Origin of the sequence: Actinoplanes sp. NPDC026623, from assembly GCF_040638275.1 — a bacterium.
GTDB lineage: Bacteria > Actinomycetota > Actinomycetes > Mycobacteriales > Micromonosporaceae > Actinoplanes.
The window spans coordinates 1-16018 of sequence record NZ_JBEZXZ010000043.1; the positions used below are offsets into that span (position 1 = coordinate 1).

Here is a 16018-nt window from a genome sequence, read left to right on the forward strand (position 1 = left end):
CCCGCGCGAACCATCGCGCGGGCGCCCTCTGGTCGGGCTAGGCCGATTTCACCACAGGCTTTCGAATCTGAACTGGGCGTTCGTGTCGCCCGCGCCCGGGGTGCCCGGGGAGGCGGTGATGTTGCCGTCCGGGTTCACGTGCCAGAAGTTGCCCGCCGAGTCCCTGAGGTTGTAGGTGGTCATCGGCGCGCCGACCGCCTGCACCGGGCGGATGCCCTCCCACTCGCCGGCGGCGGCTCCCCGGGTCATGACCTTGTTCCCGTCGTTCCGGTTCACCTGCACCCACTGGTTGCCCGGGTTGCGGGACAGCAGGTAGTAGAAGTTGACCTGGTCACCGGTGTTGAGCCCGAACTGCTCCCACAGCCCGACGTAGCTACCCGTCGCCCTCAGCTGGCTGGCTCCCCCGGGGCTGCTGACGAAGTTGTTCGTGCCCACCGACCTGAGCGCCACGATGTTCGTCTTGCCCGGCGTCACGCACCACGCGGGGGCACCGGAGGTGCTCGCGGCACCCTCGGGCGAGCGGGAGGTCAGCAGGAACTTTCCATGGCTGTCCGTCAGCAGGCACTCCGAGCGCAGCTTGCGGTTGCGGGAGTCCGTGTTGACGCCGTCGTGGTAGACGAGCACCAGGTGCGGGCGGCCGTTGACGTCCTGGACCTCTTCGATGGTCGCCTGGTTGGTCCACTCGCTGTCGCTGCCGCACATCATGATGCCCTGGTAGGTCCACGGGCCGGTCACGGAGCCGGCGGTCGCGTAGGCGATGACCGACAGGTCCGTGTTCGGCTGGCCGGGCTGCTGGCAGACGGCCGGGGTGAACTCCGGCTTGGCGGCGAACACCATCACGTACGGACCGGGCAGGCTGTGGGTCCTGCTGGACAGCCAGTTGCTGGTCTTGAAGATGGAACCGCCCTCGAGGTACGGACGGTGGACCTCGGTGCCCACGCCGCCACCGCCGCCGCCCACCTTCTCCTTGACGCAGTTGCCCATGTCGGCCTCCAGCGGGCCGCCGATGCTCAGCCAGGCCTGGCTGGGGTCGGTGAAGTTGCCGTCCAGGGCGGTGTGACCGGACATGTGGCGCAGCGACATGCCGCCGCAGGAGTCCTTGTCACCGTCGGCCCACAGCAGGTACTGGTTGGTGCTGTCCGGGGTGCTGAGGTCGCTGCCGTCCACGAAGACCTCGGGGTCGGACATGTAGCCGACGCCGTTGAGCTGCTTGAACTTGACCGTGTTGCCGGGGAGGTTGACGGTGCCGTACCCCGAGATGGGGTCGGTGGAGCTCGTGACGAAGATCTTCGAGGAGTACTTGTCGTTCTTGTCGGTCAGATCGGGGGTGTACAGGTAGTAGTCCTGCGGGTTCGTCGGTCCGACGGGGTTCTTCACCCGGCGCACGGCCGGTGCCCACAGGTGTTTGGTGCCCGACCTGCCGATCGTTGCCTCGGTGAGCGCCGTGTTCGACGCGGTCCAATTGAGGCCGTCGGGGGAGAAATACGCCATCGTCTGGCTCATCGGGTAGTAGTTCTCCCCGGGGCCGTCCACGTCGAACGGCCCCTCGAAGAGGTCCTGCGATGTCACCATGCAGAAGCCCTCGACGCTGCCGGGGGCGCTGCGCTTGCACTTGAACGCGAACGGGTCGGACGAGTTGTTCGACGTGGCGAACGTCGGCCCAGGAGGGTTAGCCGCGGCGACGTCCGGCACGAGGAACGCCGCGGCGGCGACGCCCAGCCCGGCGCTGAGCACCGCGGCACCCAGCCGGCGAGCCTTCGACCTCACGCCGGATCGCGGGGCGAGAACGCCCCCGGCGAGCGTCGGTCGTCTGCTTCTTTTCATGATGCTCCCTTTGGTCGGTGCCGCCATGGGCAGCACAGAGTCGGGCGGGAAATCGATGGGACCGAATTGCGAACCCGGCTTTTGCCAGGTCGCGCCCGAAGCAGATCCGCGACACCCTCGTGAACAGAGGAGCGTTGCGGGACCTTCACTACCGGGAGGTTTCGAGTTTGTTGTGGACCACAACATCCGATGGTTAGACGGTAGGTATGCCGCTGGCGGGCGGGCAATGGGGCACCAGACCCGAAAGTTCCGGGACACTACCGGTACACATGACACGTCAACGCCGGGCGTACCGAGGTGAGGACCGTGACCTCCGGGCCCGCGCCCGGGCGGTGACCGACCCGGAGGAGCGTGCGCGGGTGTTCGGCGAGATCGTGCCGAGGCTGAGCTGGGCCGGCAGCCTGGAGAGCTGGATCGAGGGAAGGCCCCTGGTCGAGATCGAGCAGCGCTGAGGCCTGATTTCAGTCCGGCCGGCCGGGGATGCCCGCCGCGTGCAGGACCGCGGCCAGGCCGCCCGGCGTGCCGGGCCAGTGTTGCCGCATGGCCCCCACGCCGGCCCGGCGTGCCACCGAGCGCAGGGCCAGCGCCACGATGATCGCGTCGTCGGCGTAGCCGATGACGGGGATGAAGTCCGGGATGATGTCGATCGGCATGGCGAGGTAGGCCAGCAGCAGCCACAGCCGCACCCGCACGCCCCGCGGCAGATTCCGGTCGCCGGCGAGCCGTTTGAGCAGGCGCAGCAGGTCCGGGAGCAGCCGCAGCAGTTCACGCAGGCCGGGTCGTTCGTAGCCACGGCCGGCGAGCAACAGCACCGAGATCAGCACCAGCCAGATCAGGAGCAGACCGAGCGCGGCGCCGGCCAGTCCCCTCCACACCACGTCCATCGCCGTGGACTGTACCGGCGGGTCCGGCTCCGCCGCAGGAGTAACCCGCGCCGTCAGGCTTCCGCCGGCGCCGAGGTGTCGGAGTCGGCGGGATAGGCGCGGGTCTCGGTGGCCTTGACCGCGGCCCACACCGTCCGGCCGGGCGCGAGTTCCAGGTGGGCGGCGGCCGCCGGGGTGATGTCGGCGGCCACGACGATCGGGCCGGCGAGCTGGACGCGCAGGTTGTCGCCGTGGCGTTGCATGCCGGTGATGGTGGCCGGCCAGGTGTTGCGCGGGCTGCCGTCGGGCCGGTGCGGGTGCAGCGCGACCGCGGCGGGCGAGAACGCGACGAAGGCGGCGCCGTGCAAGGAGTCGGCGACGGTCAGCGCGATGTCGTCGCCGAGGCGGACGGTGTGGCCGTCGGCGACGCCGCGGTAGAGGTTGAGTCCGACGAGCCGGGCGACGTAATCGGTGCGGGGCTGTGCGGTGATCGTGGCCGCGTCACCCTCCTGCACGACGCGGCCGTGCTCGATGATGACGAGGCGGTCGGCGAGCACGAGCGCGTCGAGCGGGTCGTGGGTGACCAGCAGCGTGGCGCCGGGGTGGTCGCCCAGGTGGCGGTGCAGCTCGGCGCGGGTGTCCAGGCGGGTACGCGCGTCCAGGGCGGCGAGCGGCTCGTCCAGCAGCAGCAACATCGGGTGCACGGCGAGGGCCCGGGCCAGGGCGACCCGCTGGGCCTGCCCGCCGGACAGCTGCCGCGGCTTGGACCGTGCCTGCTCGGCCAGGCCGACCCGGGCCAGCCAGCCGGCGGCCTGCCCCCGGGCGGTACGCCGGTCGGCGCCGTGCCGGCGCAGGCCGAAGGCGACGTTGTCCAGCGCGGTCAGGTGGGGAAAGAGCAGGTAGTCCTGGAACACCACGCCGATCGGGCGGTGCTCGGGCGGCGTCCACCGGCGCTGCCCGGGCCGGTCCAGATCGTCGCCGGCGAGGGTGATGTGCCCGGCGGTCAGCGGCTGCAGCCCGGCCAGCGCGCGCAGCGCGGTGGTCTTGCCGGCGCCGTTCGGGCCGAGCAGCCCGATCACCTCACCCGGCGCGATCCGCAGCGCCACGTCGAGCCGGAAGCCGCCCCGGTCGACGACAAGGCGGGCGTCGAGGGCCCCGGCGGGTGATTCGATCTGAAGGTCGGTCATGAATTGATGAGCCACTTGTCGCGCAGGCCCGCGAGGATCGCGACGGAGACGGTGAGCAGGACGAGGCTGAGTACGATCGCCGTCTGCAGGTCCGTTTCCAGGGCGAGGTAGACGGCGAGCGGCATGGTCTGGGTGCGGCCGGGGAAGTTGCCGGCGAAGGTGATGGTGGCGCCGAACTCGCCGAGCGCCCGGGCCCAGCACAGCACCGCTCCGGCGGCGATCCCCGGCGCGACCAGGGGCAGGGTGACGTGGGTGAAGGTGGTCCATCGCCCCGCGCCGAGGGTGGCGGCGGCCTCCTCGTAGCGCACGTCCGCGCCGCGCAGCGCGCCCTCGACGGCGATGACGAGGAACGGCATGGCCACGAACGCCTCGGCGAGGACCACGCCGGCGGTGGTGAACGGCAGCGTGACGCCGAAGGTCGCGTCCAGCCACTCGCCGACGATGCCGCGGCGGCCGAAGACCAGCAGCAGCGCCACCCCGCCGACCACCGGCGGCAGCACCAGCGGCACGGTGACCAGCGCCCGGACGAGGCGCCGGCCGCGGAAGTCGGCCCGGGCCAGCATCCAGGCGAGCGGGACGCCGAGCACGAGGCACAGGCCGGTGGCGAGGGTGGCGGTCTGCAGCGACAGCCGCAGCGCGGTCAGCACCCCCGGCTCGGCGAGACGCTGCGGCAGGGTCGACCACGGTGCCCGGATCAGCAGCCCGGCCAGGGGCAGCACGAGAAAGGCCAGGCCCAGCACGGCCGGCACCAGCAACGCCACCGGCGCGCGCTGCCCGACCGCACGCCGGCGCGGCGGCGCGGGCAGGTCGGCCCGCGTCGCCGCGTCTCGCTGATCGGTTGCGCCCATGAACGCCTACGGTGCCTGGAATCCGGCCTCGGTGAGCACGGCCCTGCCCTTGCCGGATTGCACGTACGCGACGAACGCCTGCGCACCCGCCTTGTTCGGCGCGGCCTTCAGCACGACGATCGGGTAGTCGTTGATCGCGTTCGCCGACTCGGGGAACTCCACGGCGTCCACATCGGAGGCCGCCGCCTTGGCGTCGGTGCGGTAGACCAGCGCGGCGTCGACCTCGCCGAGCTTCACCTTCGCCAGCGCCGACTTCACGTCCGGCTCCAGCGTGACGGGCATCAGCTTCACCCCGGCGGTGTCGAGGACCTTCTGCGCCGCCGCGCCACAGGGCACCTGCTCGGCGCAGAGGGCCACCTTGACGTCCGGCTTCGTCAGGTCGGCCAGGGTCCTGACCCCCTTCGGGTTGCCCTCCTGCACGGCGATGACCAGCTGGTTCTTGACGAACGTCGTCGGCGTGCCCTCGGCGTTGCCCGCGTCGGTGACCGTCTTCATCGGCGCGGGCGCGGCGGAGGCGAACCCGTCCGCGGGCGCGCCCTGGTTGATCTGGGTGGCCAGGGCGGAGCTGCCGGCGAAGTTAAACGTCACCTTCGTACCCGGGTAGGACGCCTCGAAGTCCTTTCCGATCCGCGTGAACGACTCGGTCAGCGACGCCGCCGCGAAGACCGTCACCGGTCCGGTCACCCCGGCGCTGCTCGACCCCGCGCCCGGCGACGTGCCGGCGTCGTCATCGCCGCCGCAGGCCGCCGGCCCCGCGGTCATCAGGACCATCACACCGGCCAACGCGATCCGAACAAAACGTGTGCCCACCCTGCTCCTCCCTCGGTCCGTGCCCAGCGCGCTCACGCGCCGGTCCGCGCCTTGTGTGCCACGGCCGGGGTGGATCGCTCCACCACCACCGTGGTCGACTTGATCACCGCCACCGCCACCGAGCCGACCCGCAGGTCCAGCTCGTCGACGGCCTCCCGGCTCATCAGCGACACGATCCGGAACGGTCCGGCCTGGATGTCCACCTGAGCCATCACCGTGTCCTTGACCACCGCGGTCACGATCCCCCGCAGCCGATTACGGGCCGACGACTCCTCCGAGTGGCCGGCCGGCTCCCCCGCCGGTGCCCGGACGAAGGCCGCAAGCTCCACGCCGTCGATGGCCCGGTGCCCGTTCTCGTCGCGGATCGCCGCCAGCCGCCCGGCGTCCACCCAGCGGCGCACCGTGTCCGCGCTCACCCCGAGCAGGTCAGCCGCCTCACCGATCCGAAACACCGTCACCCGGCTACCATAGCGATCGGCAACTGCGGCATCGAATAGCCCTCATGGATCGTATTTGCGCCTGCTCCAAGCCGTCCATGCGCCGCAACTGCATCCTGGGATGCATGCGGCAGGACGCGGCGCCGAGCGACGAGCGGATTCGAAGATGGCCGCACGGGCTGAACACGGTCGTGACGCTGATCCCGGCGGCGGGCCCGGCGACCGTCGTCGTCGACGCCCTCGCCCCGGCTTGTCCGGCCGCGCCCGCCGGCCAACACGAGTCGTGGTAGCTGGGGAGTTCCGCGCGGCACCGGCCGCGCGCTGCCCAGCCTGCGCGGCACGACCACCGCCTGCACCCCGGCGAGCCGCTCGCCGGGGCCTGCGGCGGGCCGTTCTGTCCGGCATCGGGTGGAGGCTGCACACCTACAACGACCCGCCGGACCGCCTGATCGCACGGTCCCGGCGGCGGGGCCGCCACCGGGGCCGTGCGCTCGCGGGTTACCGCTCGCCGGTGATGTAGCCGGCCAGCTCCGAGCGCTCGGTCTCCAGCTCGCCGATCCGCTCCTTGACCACGTCGCCGATGCTGACGATGCCGCTCAGCACGCCGTCGACGAGGACCGGCACGTGCCGGAACCGCCGCTCGGTCATCAGCCGCTCCACATCCTCCAGCGCGGCCTCGGGCGAGACCGACTGCACCTTCACGGTGTGAATGGCCGACACCGGCTCCGCCAGCACGGCGGCACCGCGGACGGCGAGCGCCCGCACGATGTCGCGTTCGCTGACGATGCCGTCGACCGAGGATCCGTCCCGGGAGACGACGATGGCGCCGATCCGGTGCTCGGCCAGCACCGTCAACAACGCCTCGACCAGCGTCTCCGGCGGCACCGTCACGACCTGGCCGCCCTTGACACGAAGAACGTCACTGATACGCATGATTCCTCCCCAGACCTGGTCCCTAACAGCCTAGGGTGCGGCGGCCCGCTTACGCGGGGGTAAGCGCTTCATCATCCACTTTTGGGTCGCGGGTCGGCTGGGCGTTGTCTGACGGTTTCGTGTTCACTTTGCCGGTGGATCGTCAACGGCTCAGCAGCATCGCGCACTCGCACCACCCGATCGCGGCACCGGTCTTCGGTGTCAACGTCAACCGGCTCCTGCGCCGGGCCGGCCGGCAACCGGCGGCCCGCATCCTCGACCTCGGCTGCGGCGAGGCGGCGTGGGCGCTGCGGGCCCTGGCCCACTACCCCGACGGCCACGCGGACGGCGTCGACATCTGCCGCCACGGCCTCGACCGCGCGGAGGTCACCGCGGCCGAGCGCGGCCTCGCCGACCGGCTGACGCTGCACGAGCGCGACGCGCGCGGGTACCCGCCCGACGGCGACTACGACCTGGTGCTCTGCGTCGGGGCGACGCACGCGTTCGGCGGGTTCGCCGAGACGCTGGATTCGGCCGGGCGGCACGTGCGGCCCGACGGCATCCTGATGGTCGGCGAGTCCTTCTGGCAGGTGCCGCCGACCGCCGGGGCGCTGGCCGCGCTCCAGGCGAAGCCGGCGGACCTCACCGACCTGGCCACCCTGGTCGACGTCGCCGAACGCGCCGGCTGGACGCCGGTGTACGCACACGTCAGCGACACCGCCGAGTGGGACAACTACGAATGGTCGTGGACGGGGTCGCTCACCGAGTGGGCCCTCGACAATCCCGGCCACCCCGACGCGCCCGGCGCGCTCGCCCTCGCCCGCGAGCACCGCGAAGGGTGGCTGCGCGGCTACCGGAACGTGCTGGGCTTCGTGACGCTGGTGTTGCGCCGCACCTGACCTGTTTGGCGGCAAGAGTCGGAAGGGGCGATAAGCGGGCTCCTTTCCACCCGTTCCCCCGCGTCCGGGTCGCGCCGGTGTGGAATGACAACTGCGGCGCGGTCGGCGGCGCGAACGGCGGCCGGTGCGTCGTCACCGGCCGGCTGTCGCGCCTGCGGGCGGCCGGCGACGTCATGACCGGCACCGAGCAGGTGCTGCTGCACGACTGGTGCCAGCAGTTCCCCTCGCACTCGATCGGCGACCTGCACTTCGGCACCGACGGCATGCTCTACGTCAGCGCCGGCGACGGCGCCAGCTACAACGTCGTCGACTACGGCCAGCTCGGCACGCCGGCCAACCCGTGCGCCGACCCGCCCGGCGGCGCGATGACCCCGCCCACCGCGCAGGGCGGGGCGCTGCGTTCCCAGGACGTCCGCACCCCGGCCGACCCGGCCGGGCTCAGCGGCGCGATCCTGCGCCTGGACCCGCTCACCGGCGCCGCCGCGGCCGGCAACCCGGCCGGCGCCTCGCCGGACCCCATCGCCCGGCGGATCATCGCGCACGGCCTGCGCAACCCGTACCGGTTCGCGATGCGGCCCGGCACCAGCGAGGTGTGGCTCGGTGACGTCGGGTGGAACACCTGGGAGGAGATCGACCGGCTGAGCAACCCGACCGCCGCGGTCACCAACTTCGGCTGGCCCTGCTTCGAGGGAACCGCCCGGCAGGGCGGTTACGACAGCGCCGACCTCAGCCTCTGCGAGGGCCTGTACGCCGCGGGCGGGCAGGCGGCGCCGCATTACGCGTACCAGCACACCGCGAAGGTCGTCGCCGGGGAGACCTGCCCGACCGGCGGCTCGAGCGTCTCCGGCGTGGCGTTCTACCCGACCGCGGGCGGCGATTACCCGGCCGCGTACCAGGGCGCGTTGTTCTTCGCCGACTACACCCGCGACTGCATCTGGGCGATGCGGCCGGCCACACCCGGCGGCGTGCCCGTCGCGGCCGACCGGGTGACCTTCGCCGCCGCGGCGGCGAATCCGGTGGACCTGGCGATCGGGCCGGGCGGCGACCTGTATTACGTCGACGCGGCCGGCACCGTGCGCCGGATCCGCTACTACGCCGGCAACCAGCCGCCGAACGCGGTCCTGGTCGCGTCGCCGACCTCCGGTCCCGGGCCGCTGACCGTCTCCTTCGACGCGGGGTCGTCGAGCGACCCGGACCCGGCCGACGCCGGCCTGCTGCGTTACGAGTGGGACTTCACCGACGACGGCACCGTCGACGCCCGTACGCCGGCCGCGACGCACACGTATCCGCCCGGCGGGCCGTACACGGCGCGGCTGCGGGTGCTGGACACCCTCGACGCGGCGGACGCGCAGACCGTCGAGATCCAGGCCGGCAACCTCCCGCCGGCGGCCTTCGTCGACGCCCCGGCGGCCGGCACCACCTTCGCGGTCGGCGACACCATCACCTTCGCCGGGCACGGCACCGACCCCGAACTGGGCGCGCTGCCCGCGTCCGCCCTGCGGTGGCGGCTGCTGCAGTATCACTGCTTCACGGCGGACAACTGCCACATCCACACCGTGCAGGAGTGGAACGGGGTGTCTGGGGCGTCGTTCCCGGCGCCCGATCACGAATATCCGTCGTACCTGGAACTGGTGCTGACCGCCACCGACTCCGGCGGGCTGTCGGCGACGAGCACCCGGCGCCTCGACCCGCGCACCGTCGACCTGACGTTCGAGAGCAACCCGCCCGGGCTGCGGCTGGCGGTGGGCAGCGCCGTGCAGACCACCCCGTTCACCCGTACGGTCATCCAAGGCTCGCAGAACACGGTCAGCGGGGTCACCCCGCAGGACGCCGGCGGCGCGCCGTACGTCTACGCCGCCTGGTCCGACGCGGGCGCGCAGACGCACGTCGTCGTCGCGCCCGCGCAGCCCCGGACCTACACGGCGACGTTCGCGCGGCAGCGGATGCCCCAGTCGCGGATCCGGGTGCGGTCGGTCGACAGCCAGGAGACGTCCGGCCTCGACGGCCGCGCGGCGAACGCGCTCGACGGCGATCCGGCCACCTTGTGGCACACCCAGCGGCAGGCCGCCAGCCCACCGCACCCGCACCAGATCCAGCTCGACCTCGGCTCGAACTACATCGTGACGGGCCTGTCCTACCTGCCCTCGCAGAGCTCGCCCGACGGCCGGATAGCCCGCTACGAGATCTCGGTCTCCGCCGACGGCACGGCCTGGGGCACCCCGGTCGCCACCGGTACGTGGCCCGACGGCATCGCCGAGCGGACGGTCACGTTCGCGGCCAGGACCGGGCGGTACCTGCGGCTCCGGTCGCTGTCGGCGGTGGGCGGGCAGCCCTGGGCGTCGGCGGCCGAGCTCAACGTGGCCGTGGCGCCGCGGCTGGCGCGGTCGGCGATGAGGGTCCGCTCGGTCGACAGCCAGGAGACGGCCGGCGAGAACGCCCGTGGCGTGAACGTGCTGGACGGCAACCTGGCCACGTACTGGCACACCCAGTGGAAGGCCGCCGATCCGCCGCACCCGCACCAGATCCAGCTCGACCTGGGCCGTTCGCGCGGCGTCAGCTGCGTCTACTACCGGCCGCGGCAGAACAGCGCCAACGGCCGGATCGCCGGCTACCAGATCTACACCTCCCTCGACGGCGTGACCTGGGGGACGCCGGCGGCGACCGGCACCTGGCCGAACAGCGCGGCCGAGCAGAACGCCTGCTTCGGCCAGCGGACCGCCCGCTACGTCCAGCTGCGGGCGCTGTCGGCGGTGACCGGCGGACCCTGGACGAGCGCCGCGGAGCTCGGCGTCATAGGCAGGTGACCCCACCGCAACGGGTACTCCCCCGGCGCCCGGCGCGGGGTTAGGATCCGTCCACATAGATCATGCGCGATTCGAGGGGACACGGCCGTGGACCAGACGCCGGACAGCGGTTCCGAGCTGCACGCCATACTCAACACCGAGGTCGCGCACTCGGCCCGGTTGTGGAATTACCTGCTCGGCGGCAAGGACAACTTCGCCGCCGACCGGGAGGCCGCCGAGTATGCCCTGGCGCTCATGCCCGAGCTCGTGCAGTCCGCCCGGGCCAACCGCGAGTTCCTCGGCCGGGTGGTGCGCCACCTGGCGGGCGAGGCGGGCATCCGGCAGTTCCTCGACATCGGCACGGGCCTTCCGACGGCCAACAACACGCACGAGGTCGCCCAGGCCGTCGCGCCCGGCAGCCGGATCGTCTACGTCGACAACGACCCGATGGTGCTGGTGCACGCCCGGGCCCTGCTGACCAGCACCCCCGAGGGCGCCACCGACTACATCGACGCCGACGCCAACGACGTCGAGCGGATCCTGCAGGACGCGGCGAAGACGCTCGACTTCACCGAGCCGATCGCGATCATGCTGCTCGGCATCGTCAATTTCATCGTCGACGACGCCGCGGCGCGCGCGGTGGTCGGGCGCCTGGTCGACGCGGTTCCGCCCGGCAGCTACCTGGTCATCTCGCACCCGACCATGGAGGTCAACGGTCCCGCGGTCGAGCAGTCGATGCGCCAGTGGAACGAAAGCGGCGCCGCGCCGATCACCGCGCGCACCCGTGCGGAGATCGCCGGCTTCTTCGACGGCCTCGAGCTGCTCGAGCCCGGCGTCGTGACCTGCTCGGCGTGGCGCCCGGACCCGCGGCACCCCGGCATCACCGACAAGGTCTCCGAGTTCGCCGGCGTCGGGCGCAAGCCGGCCTGAGCCGAGCGGCCCGATAGTCCGCTTCGTCCGTTTATCCGCGCGCCTTACCGGCACCCGGCCGGGCAGGCGCGACCATGAGGGGATGCTGCTCAAGCTCGCCCTCACCGGGGTGCTCGCCGTCGCCGGCGTGTCGCTGCCGCAGGTCCCGGCCCGCGCCGACACATCGCCGTCGTCGGCCTGGTCCCAGGACGGGTACGGGCCCGGCAACAACACCTGGAACCCGAACGAGCAGATCGTCACCGCCCGCCGCGTCGCGGGGCTGAAGCTGCGCTGGAGCGTCGACTCCGGGCCCGAGGGCGCCCCGTGCAGCCGGGCCGGCACGCCGCCGGTGGTCGCCAACGGCCGCGTCTTCGTCCTCGACTACGCCACCAACGGCATCACCGCGCGCGACGCCAAGACCGGCGAGCGGCTCTGGCGGTTCAGCGGGGCGTCCTTCGACGCGCTCGGCATCGCGGTGATCGGCAACCGGCTGGTCGCCGTCGACGCGCCGTGCGACCCCCGGACCGGCGCCCCGTCCCACGTGGTCGCGCTGGACGTCAAGACCGGGGACGTCCGCTGGCGCAAGCCGACGGACCTGCGCATCTTCTCGTTCGTCGTGGACGCCGGCACGGTGGTCGCGGCGACGTACCACGGCGCCGGGCCGGATCCCGGGGCCGGCTCGGTGGCCTTCCGGGTCTCCGACGGCGGCCTGCTGTGGGAGCGCGACGACGTCCTCGCCGGGCAGGTGTCGGCACAGGGGCGGGTGATGATGGCCGACCAGAACACCAGGACCTGGACCGCGGTCTCGATCACCACGGGCCGCCGGATCTGGCACACCGGCATCGAGACCACCGCCGAGGCGGCGGACCCGGACGGCGTCCGGTTCTACCTCACGAACGCCCGTGGCCTGCGTGCGGTGGACGCGGCGTCGGGCCGCCCGCTCTGGCGGATCCCCGGCCTGGGCGGCCCGGTCTGCGACGACGGGCAGCGCCTCTACCTGGGCGGCGGGGAGTTGTTCCACACGGGCGCCGGCGTCGCCGTCGTCAGCGCCTGGGAGCCCGCGACGGGGAAGTTGCTGTGGTGGCGCGGCCTGGACGGGGCACAGCGGATGGTCCGCACCACCGACCTGCTCATCGTCGGCACGGTCGGCCAGGTCGCGTTCCTGTCCCCCGAGGACGGTTCCGTGGCCGCCCCCGCGCGCGGCCTCGCCGCGATGAACAACCACCCGGTCGTCGCCGGCGGCAAGCTCTACCTCACCGACCGGACGGCGCTGCGGGTGTACGCACCCTGAGCGCCGGTTGCGCGGGGCTGCGAGCATCGCCGGGTGCGACTCCCACGCCGGCCCGCCGGAACCGGCACCGCGCGGCGGCGCGGCCTCGCCGTCGCGGCCTGCGCCGTGCTCGTCGCCGCCCTCCTGGTGTTTCACGCCGCCGTGCCGAACACGCCCGGGCACCTGGGCAGCCTCCTGGAGACGTTCCTGCCCTGGCTCGGCCTGGCCGTCCCGGTGCTGTTCGGCCTGGCGCTGTGGCGCCGGCCGGCGATCTCGCTGCCCGCCGTGCTGCTCGCGCTGCTGGCCTGGCTCGGCCTCTTCGGCGGCCAGTTGCTGCCGGGTCGGGAGGAGCCCTACGACCTCACCGCCGTCCAGCACAACGTCAGCGACGAGAACGCCGACCCCGCGGGCACGGTACGCGAACTCCTGAAGGTCCGGCCGGACCTGGTCGCCCTGGAGGAGCTGACCCCCGCCGCGCTGCCGGCCTACGCCGCCGCGTTCCCGCCGGAGTATCCGCACCACACCGTGCAGGGCACGGTCGGCCTGTGGTCGCGCTATCCGCTCGCCGACGTGACCCCGGTGGACATCAGGCCGAGGGCCTTCGGCGCCGACTGGAACCGCGGCCTGCGGGCCACCGCGCGGACCCCGCGGGGGGACGTCGCCGTCTACGTGGCCCATCTGCCCTCGGTGCGCCTCGGGCTCGCCGGGTTCGGCTGCGGACCGCGTGACGAGAGCGCCGCGCTGCTCGGTGCGCGGATCGCCGCCGAGCCGCCCGGCCCGGTGATCCTGCTGGGCGATCTGAACAACACGGTGCACGACCGGGGCCTCGAACCGATCGGCTCGCTGATGAACACCGCGGACGCCGAGTTCGCCTTCAGCTGGCCCGCGCGCCTGCCGGTGGCCCGGATCGATCAGATCATGGCCAGGTCGTCGACCGTCACCGAGCTCTGGTCGCTGCCCCCGACCGGCAGCGACCACCTGCCCATCGCCGCGCGGGTCAGGATCGGGGTCTCCGGGCCGGGCCCCGGATCGACCGGCGCCTGACGGCCGGGATCAGCACCGGAGCAGGCCGGCGCGCTGTTTGGCCTCCAGCACGTGCGCGGCCGCGGCGTCGACCCGGGCCGCGAAGGCCGGGGACCTGCGGGCCGCCTCGATCAGCGCGGCGGTCATCGGCGCGGCGTCCTGCGGCCGGATGGTCAGCACCACGTCCCCGCCCGCGCACACGAAGCGGACCGCGCGCTGCCCGACCGGCACCGCCCGGGTCGCGGCCGCCGCGCCGAGGTCGTCGGACATGACCAGGCCGCCGTAGCCGAGGCGGTCACGCAGCAGCCCGGTGATGATCGGCGCCGAGAACGCGGCGATGTCGTCGGGGTCCAGCCGCGGGTAGGAGGCCGAGGAGATCATCACGCCCGCCGAGCCGGCGGCGATGCCGGCCTCGAACGGCTCCAGGTACGGGTCGGTGACCGTCGTCGCCCGGTCGACCGCCTTCGTGGACGTGTCGGTGTTGGCGCGCACCCGGCCCAGCCCCGGGAAGTGTTTGAGGATCGTCAGCACGCCCGCGCCCTGCGACGCCGGCACCACGGTGCGGATGTCGTCCGCGACCGCGGCGGGGTCGGAGCCGTACTGCCGGTGGAACGCCCCGATGGGCGGGTTGCCCTCGCCGAGGCCGGCCGGCACCGTGTCGGCGACCGGCGCGAGGTTGACGGTGACGCCGATCCGGGCGAGCCGGCCGGCGTTGTCGCGGACGGTGGCGCGCAGCGTCGCCGCCGGGCCGGCACCGAGGCGCTGCGCCGACGGGATCAGCGGGAAGCCGGCCCCCTTGAGGGTCTGCACGCTGCCGCCCTCCTGGTCGAGCGCGATCAGCAGCGGCGACGCGGCGCCGCGCTGCAGGGCGGCGATGTCCGAGCGCAGCGCGGCGGCGGAACGCTTGCTGCGCCCGGCCAGGAACACGCCGCCGAGGCGGTGACGGCGCACCGCCGCGCTCAGCTCGCGCGGGCGGTCCACCGGCGTGCCGACCATGAGCAGCTGACCGGCCCGCTCCTCGATCGAGAGGCGGCCGACCGCCCGGGCGCACGCCGGCACGGCGACCGATGCCGACATCGAAGGCGAGGGCAAGGCCGAGGGCTGCGGCGGCGACGCGGCGGCCGGCGACGCGGTCGTGCTGAGGGCGTCCGGCGGTGGAACGTCGTCGGTTGCCGACCTGACCGCGAGGGCGCCGGCCACGATCGCCACCGTCGCCCCGGCGCTCCACCACCGCATGCGCTGTCTCATCGGCGTCAATTTATCGGGCCGGGCGGCCGGAGCTACCGGCGCCCGCCGCGAGCGGTGCGCCAGCGGTTGAAGGCGGTGCCGGCGCCGACGCCGACGATCACGATGAGCGCCGCGAAGATGATCTGATGGCCCAGCGCCACCCGATCCTCGGCCTCGGCGGCAGCCGGGGTCAGCCACGACTCCTTCGCCTGCTCCGGCGCGCCCGCGGCCACCGGCGAGGCGACCTCCTGCGGCGAGGCGACCACCCCCGGCTCCGGGGAGCGCGACGCCTTGGGCGCGGCCGAGGTCTTGACCGGCTTCGGCGTCTTGGCGACGGTGACCGCCACCGTGCGGGCCTTGATCTGCAGGTCGGAGCAGGAGTAGTAGGTGTCCGGCGTGCTGGAGGTCTGCCACACCGTGTAGAGCACGTGCCGTCCGCTGCGGTCCTTCGGCAGCTTGGCGGTCATCTGGTAGGCGCCGCCCCGCAGCGGCGGGTCCTGCACGGTCAGGATCGGCGAGGCGCCCAGGTCGCCCCAGCCCAGCGGCTCGGTGGGGTCGTAGCCCTGCTTGGTCAGGTAGACCCGGAAGGTGCCCTGATGCGGGATCGTGCCGCGGTACTTGATCGGCAGCTGGTCGCCCGCGGTGACCTTGGTAGACGGCCAGTCCGTGCGGGCCAGGTCCAGGCCCCGGAAGTCCGACAGCCCGCCGCTGCACAGCTTGCCGTCCGGGATGACCTGCTTGTCCTTGCCGTTGACGTTCGGCACCCGCAGGTTGTCGAAGTTGCCGAACGCCCGGCCGTTCGCCGCGCGCGCCGCCTTGCAGGCCGCCGAGCCGGAGCGCTCGCCGCCGCCGGCGCAGGCCGCGGTGCGGCTGATCGGCGACGTCGGCGCGCCGTGCGCGAGGGCGGGCAGCGCCGGCAGCACGGCGGCGGCCGCGGCGATCCCACCGGCCAGCGCCAGGGCAGCGGTACGACGTACGACGGTCATGTGACCTCCTCGGCTCGCGGGCACGACGGCGCGAGGCCGG

General features: G+C 73.1%; 16 protein-coding genes. 7 read left to right on the forward strand and 9 right to left on the reverse strand.

Annotation, left to right across the window (positions count from 1 at the left end; translation table 11 throughout):
• Positions 1-48 precede the first annotated feature (48 nt).
• Positions 49-1767 carry a hypothetical protein gene (locus tag AB0F10_RS15665; RefSeq protein WP_360624281.1) on the reverse strand — a complete coding sequence of 573 codons (1719 nt, stop codon included), beginning with the start codon at positions 1765-1767 and terminating at the stop codon, positions 49-51.
• 326 nt (positions 1768-2093) lie between these two features.
• Here AB0F10_RS15665 and AB0F10_RS15670 point away from each other — a divergent pair, with 326 nt between their 5' ends.
• Positions 2094-2276, forward strand: coding sequence for a hypothetical protein (locus tag AB0F10_RS15670; protein WP_360624284.1), 183 nt, complete (start codon positions 2094-2096; stop codon positions 2274-2276).
• 9 nt (positions 2277-2285) lie between these two features.
• Here AB0F10_RS15670 and AB0F10_RS15675 read toward each other — a convergent pair whose 3' ends face one another.
• From AB0F10_RS15675 to AB0F10_RS15695, 5 genes are all read right to left on the reverse strand, one after another.
• Positions 2286-2708 carry a DUF1232 domain-containing protein gene (locus AB0F10_RS15675; RefSeq protein WP_360624287.1) on the reverse strand — a complete coding sequence of 141 codons (423 nt, stop codon included), beginning with the start codon at positions 2706-2708 and terminating at the stop codon, positions 2286-2288.
• 53 nt (positions 2709-2761) lie between these two features.
• Entirely contained in the window at positions 2762-3874 is a 1113-nt protein-coding gene (locus tag AB0F10_RS15680; protein ID WP_360624290.1) for an ABC transporter ATP-binding protein, read from the reverse strand.
• Positions 3871-4722, reverse strand: coding sequence for an ABC transporter permease (locus AB0F10_RS15685; RefSeq protein ID WP_360624293.1), 852 nt, complete (start codon positions 4720-4722; stop codon positions 3871-3873). Before AB0F10_RS15685 ends, AB0F10_RS15680 begins: the two co-directional genes overlap by 4 nt.
• Before the next feature lie 6 nt (positions 4723-4728).
• Positions 4729-5484 (reverse strand): molybdate ABC transporter substrate-binding protein, encoded by a 756-nt coding sequence (gene modA, locus AB0F10_RS15690; protein WP_360624296.1) that lies wholly within the window; start codon positions 5482-5484, stop codon positions 4729-4731.
• Positions 5485-5564: 80 nt separating this feature from the next.
• Positions 5565-5990 (reverse strand): MerR family DNA-binding transcriptional regulator, encoded by a 426-nt coding sequence (locus tag AB0F10_RS15695; protein ID WP_360624299.1) that lies wholly within the window; start codon positions 5988-5990, stop codon positions 5565-5567.
• A gap of 104 nt (positions 5991-6094) precedes the next feature.
• Between AB0F10_RS15695 and AB0F10_RS15700 the strand changes: the two genes are divergently transcribed.
• Entirely contained in the window at positions 6095-6259 is a 165-nt protein-coding gene (locus AB0F10_RS15700; protein ID WP_360624302.1) for a hypothetical protein, read from the forward strand.
• A gap of 208 nt (positions 6260-6467) precedes the next feature.
• On the opposite strand, the gene AB0F10_RS15705 is transcribed toward AB0F10_RS15700, so the two are convergent.
• A complete protein-coding gene (locus AB0F10_RS15705; protein ID WP_360624305.1) occupies positions 6468-6902 on the reverse strand; it encodes a CBS domain-containing protein in 435 nt (144 codons plus the stop codon).
• Between the two features lie 134 nt (positions 6903-7036).
• On the opposite strand from AB0F10_RS15705, the gene AB0F10_RS15710 reads away from it, so the two are divergent.
• From AB0F10_RS15710 to AB0F10_RS15730, 5 genes are all read left to right on the forward strand, one after another.
• Positions 7037-7780, forward strand: a complete 744-nt coding sequence (locus AB0F10_RS15710; RefSeq protein ID WP_360624308.1) for a class I SAM-dependent methyltransferase — start codon at positions 7037-7039, stop codon at positions 7778-7780.
• A 77-nt stretch (positions 7781-7857) separates the two neighbouring features.
• Positions 7858-10584 carry a discoidin domain-containing protein gene (locus AB0F10_RS15715; protein WP_360624311.1) on the forward strand — a complete coding sequence of 909 codons (2727 nt, stop codon included), beginning with the start codon at positions 7858-7860 and terminating at the stop codon, positions 10582-10584.
• Between the two features lie 87 nt (positions 10585-10671).
• Positions 10672-11493, forward strand: a complete 822-nt coding sequence (locus AB0F10_RS15720) for an SAM-dependent methyltransferase (protein WP_360624313.1) — start codon at positions 10672-10674, stop codon at positions 11491-11493.
• 82 nt (positions 11494-11575) lie between these two features.
• On the forward strand, positions 11576-12763 hold the full coding sequence (locus AB0F10_RS15725; protein ID WP_360624316.1) for a PQQ-binding-like beta-propeller repeat protein: 1188 nt from the start codon (positions 11576-11578) through the stop codon (positions 12761-12763).
• Between the two features lie 33 nt (positions 12764-12796).
• The gene (locus AB0F10_RS15730) at positions 12797-13786 is read left to right on the forward strand and encodes an endonuclease/exonuclease/phosphatase family protein (RefSeq protein WP_360624319.1); all 990 of its coding nucleotides are present in this window, start codon (positions 12797-12799) and stop codon (positions 13784-13786) included.
• Positions 13787-13795: 9 nt separating this feature from the next.
• Here AB0F10_RS15730 and AB0F10_RS15735 read toward each other — a convergent pair whose 3' ends face one another.
• Entirely contained in the window at positions 13796-15013 is a 1218-nt protein-coding gene (locus tag AB0F10_RS15735; RefSeq protein ID WP_360624322.1) for a glycoside hydrolase family 3 N-terminal domain-containing protein, read from the reverse strand.
• A 32-nt stretch (positions 15014-15045) separates the two neighbouring features.
• Entirely contained in the window at positions 15046-15978 is a 933-nt protein-coding gene (locus AB0F10_RS15740; protein ID WP_360624325.1) for a lytic polysaccharide monooxygenase, read from the reverse strand.
• Positions 15979-16018 lie beyond the last annotated feature (40 nt).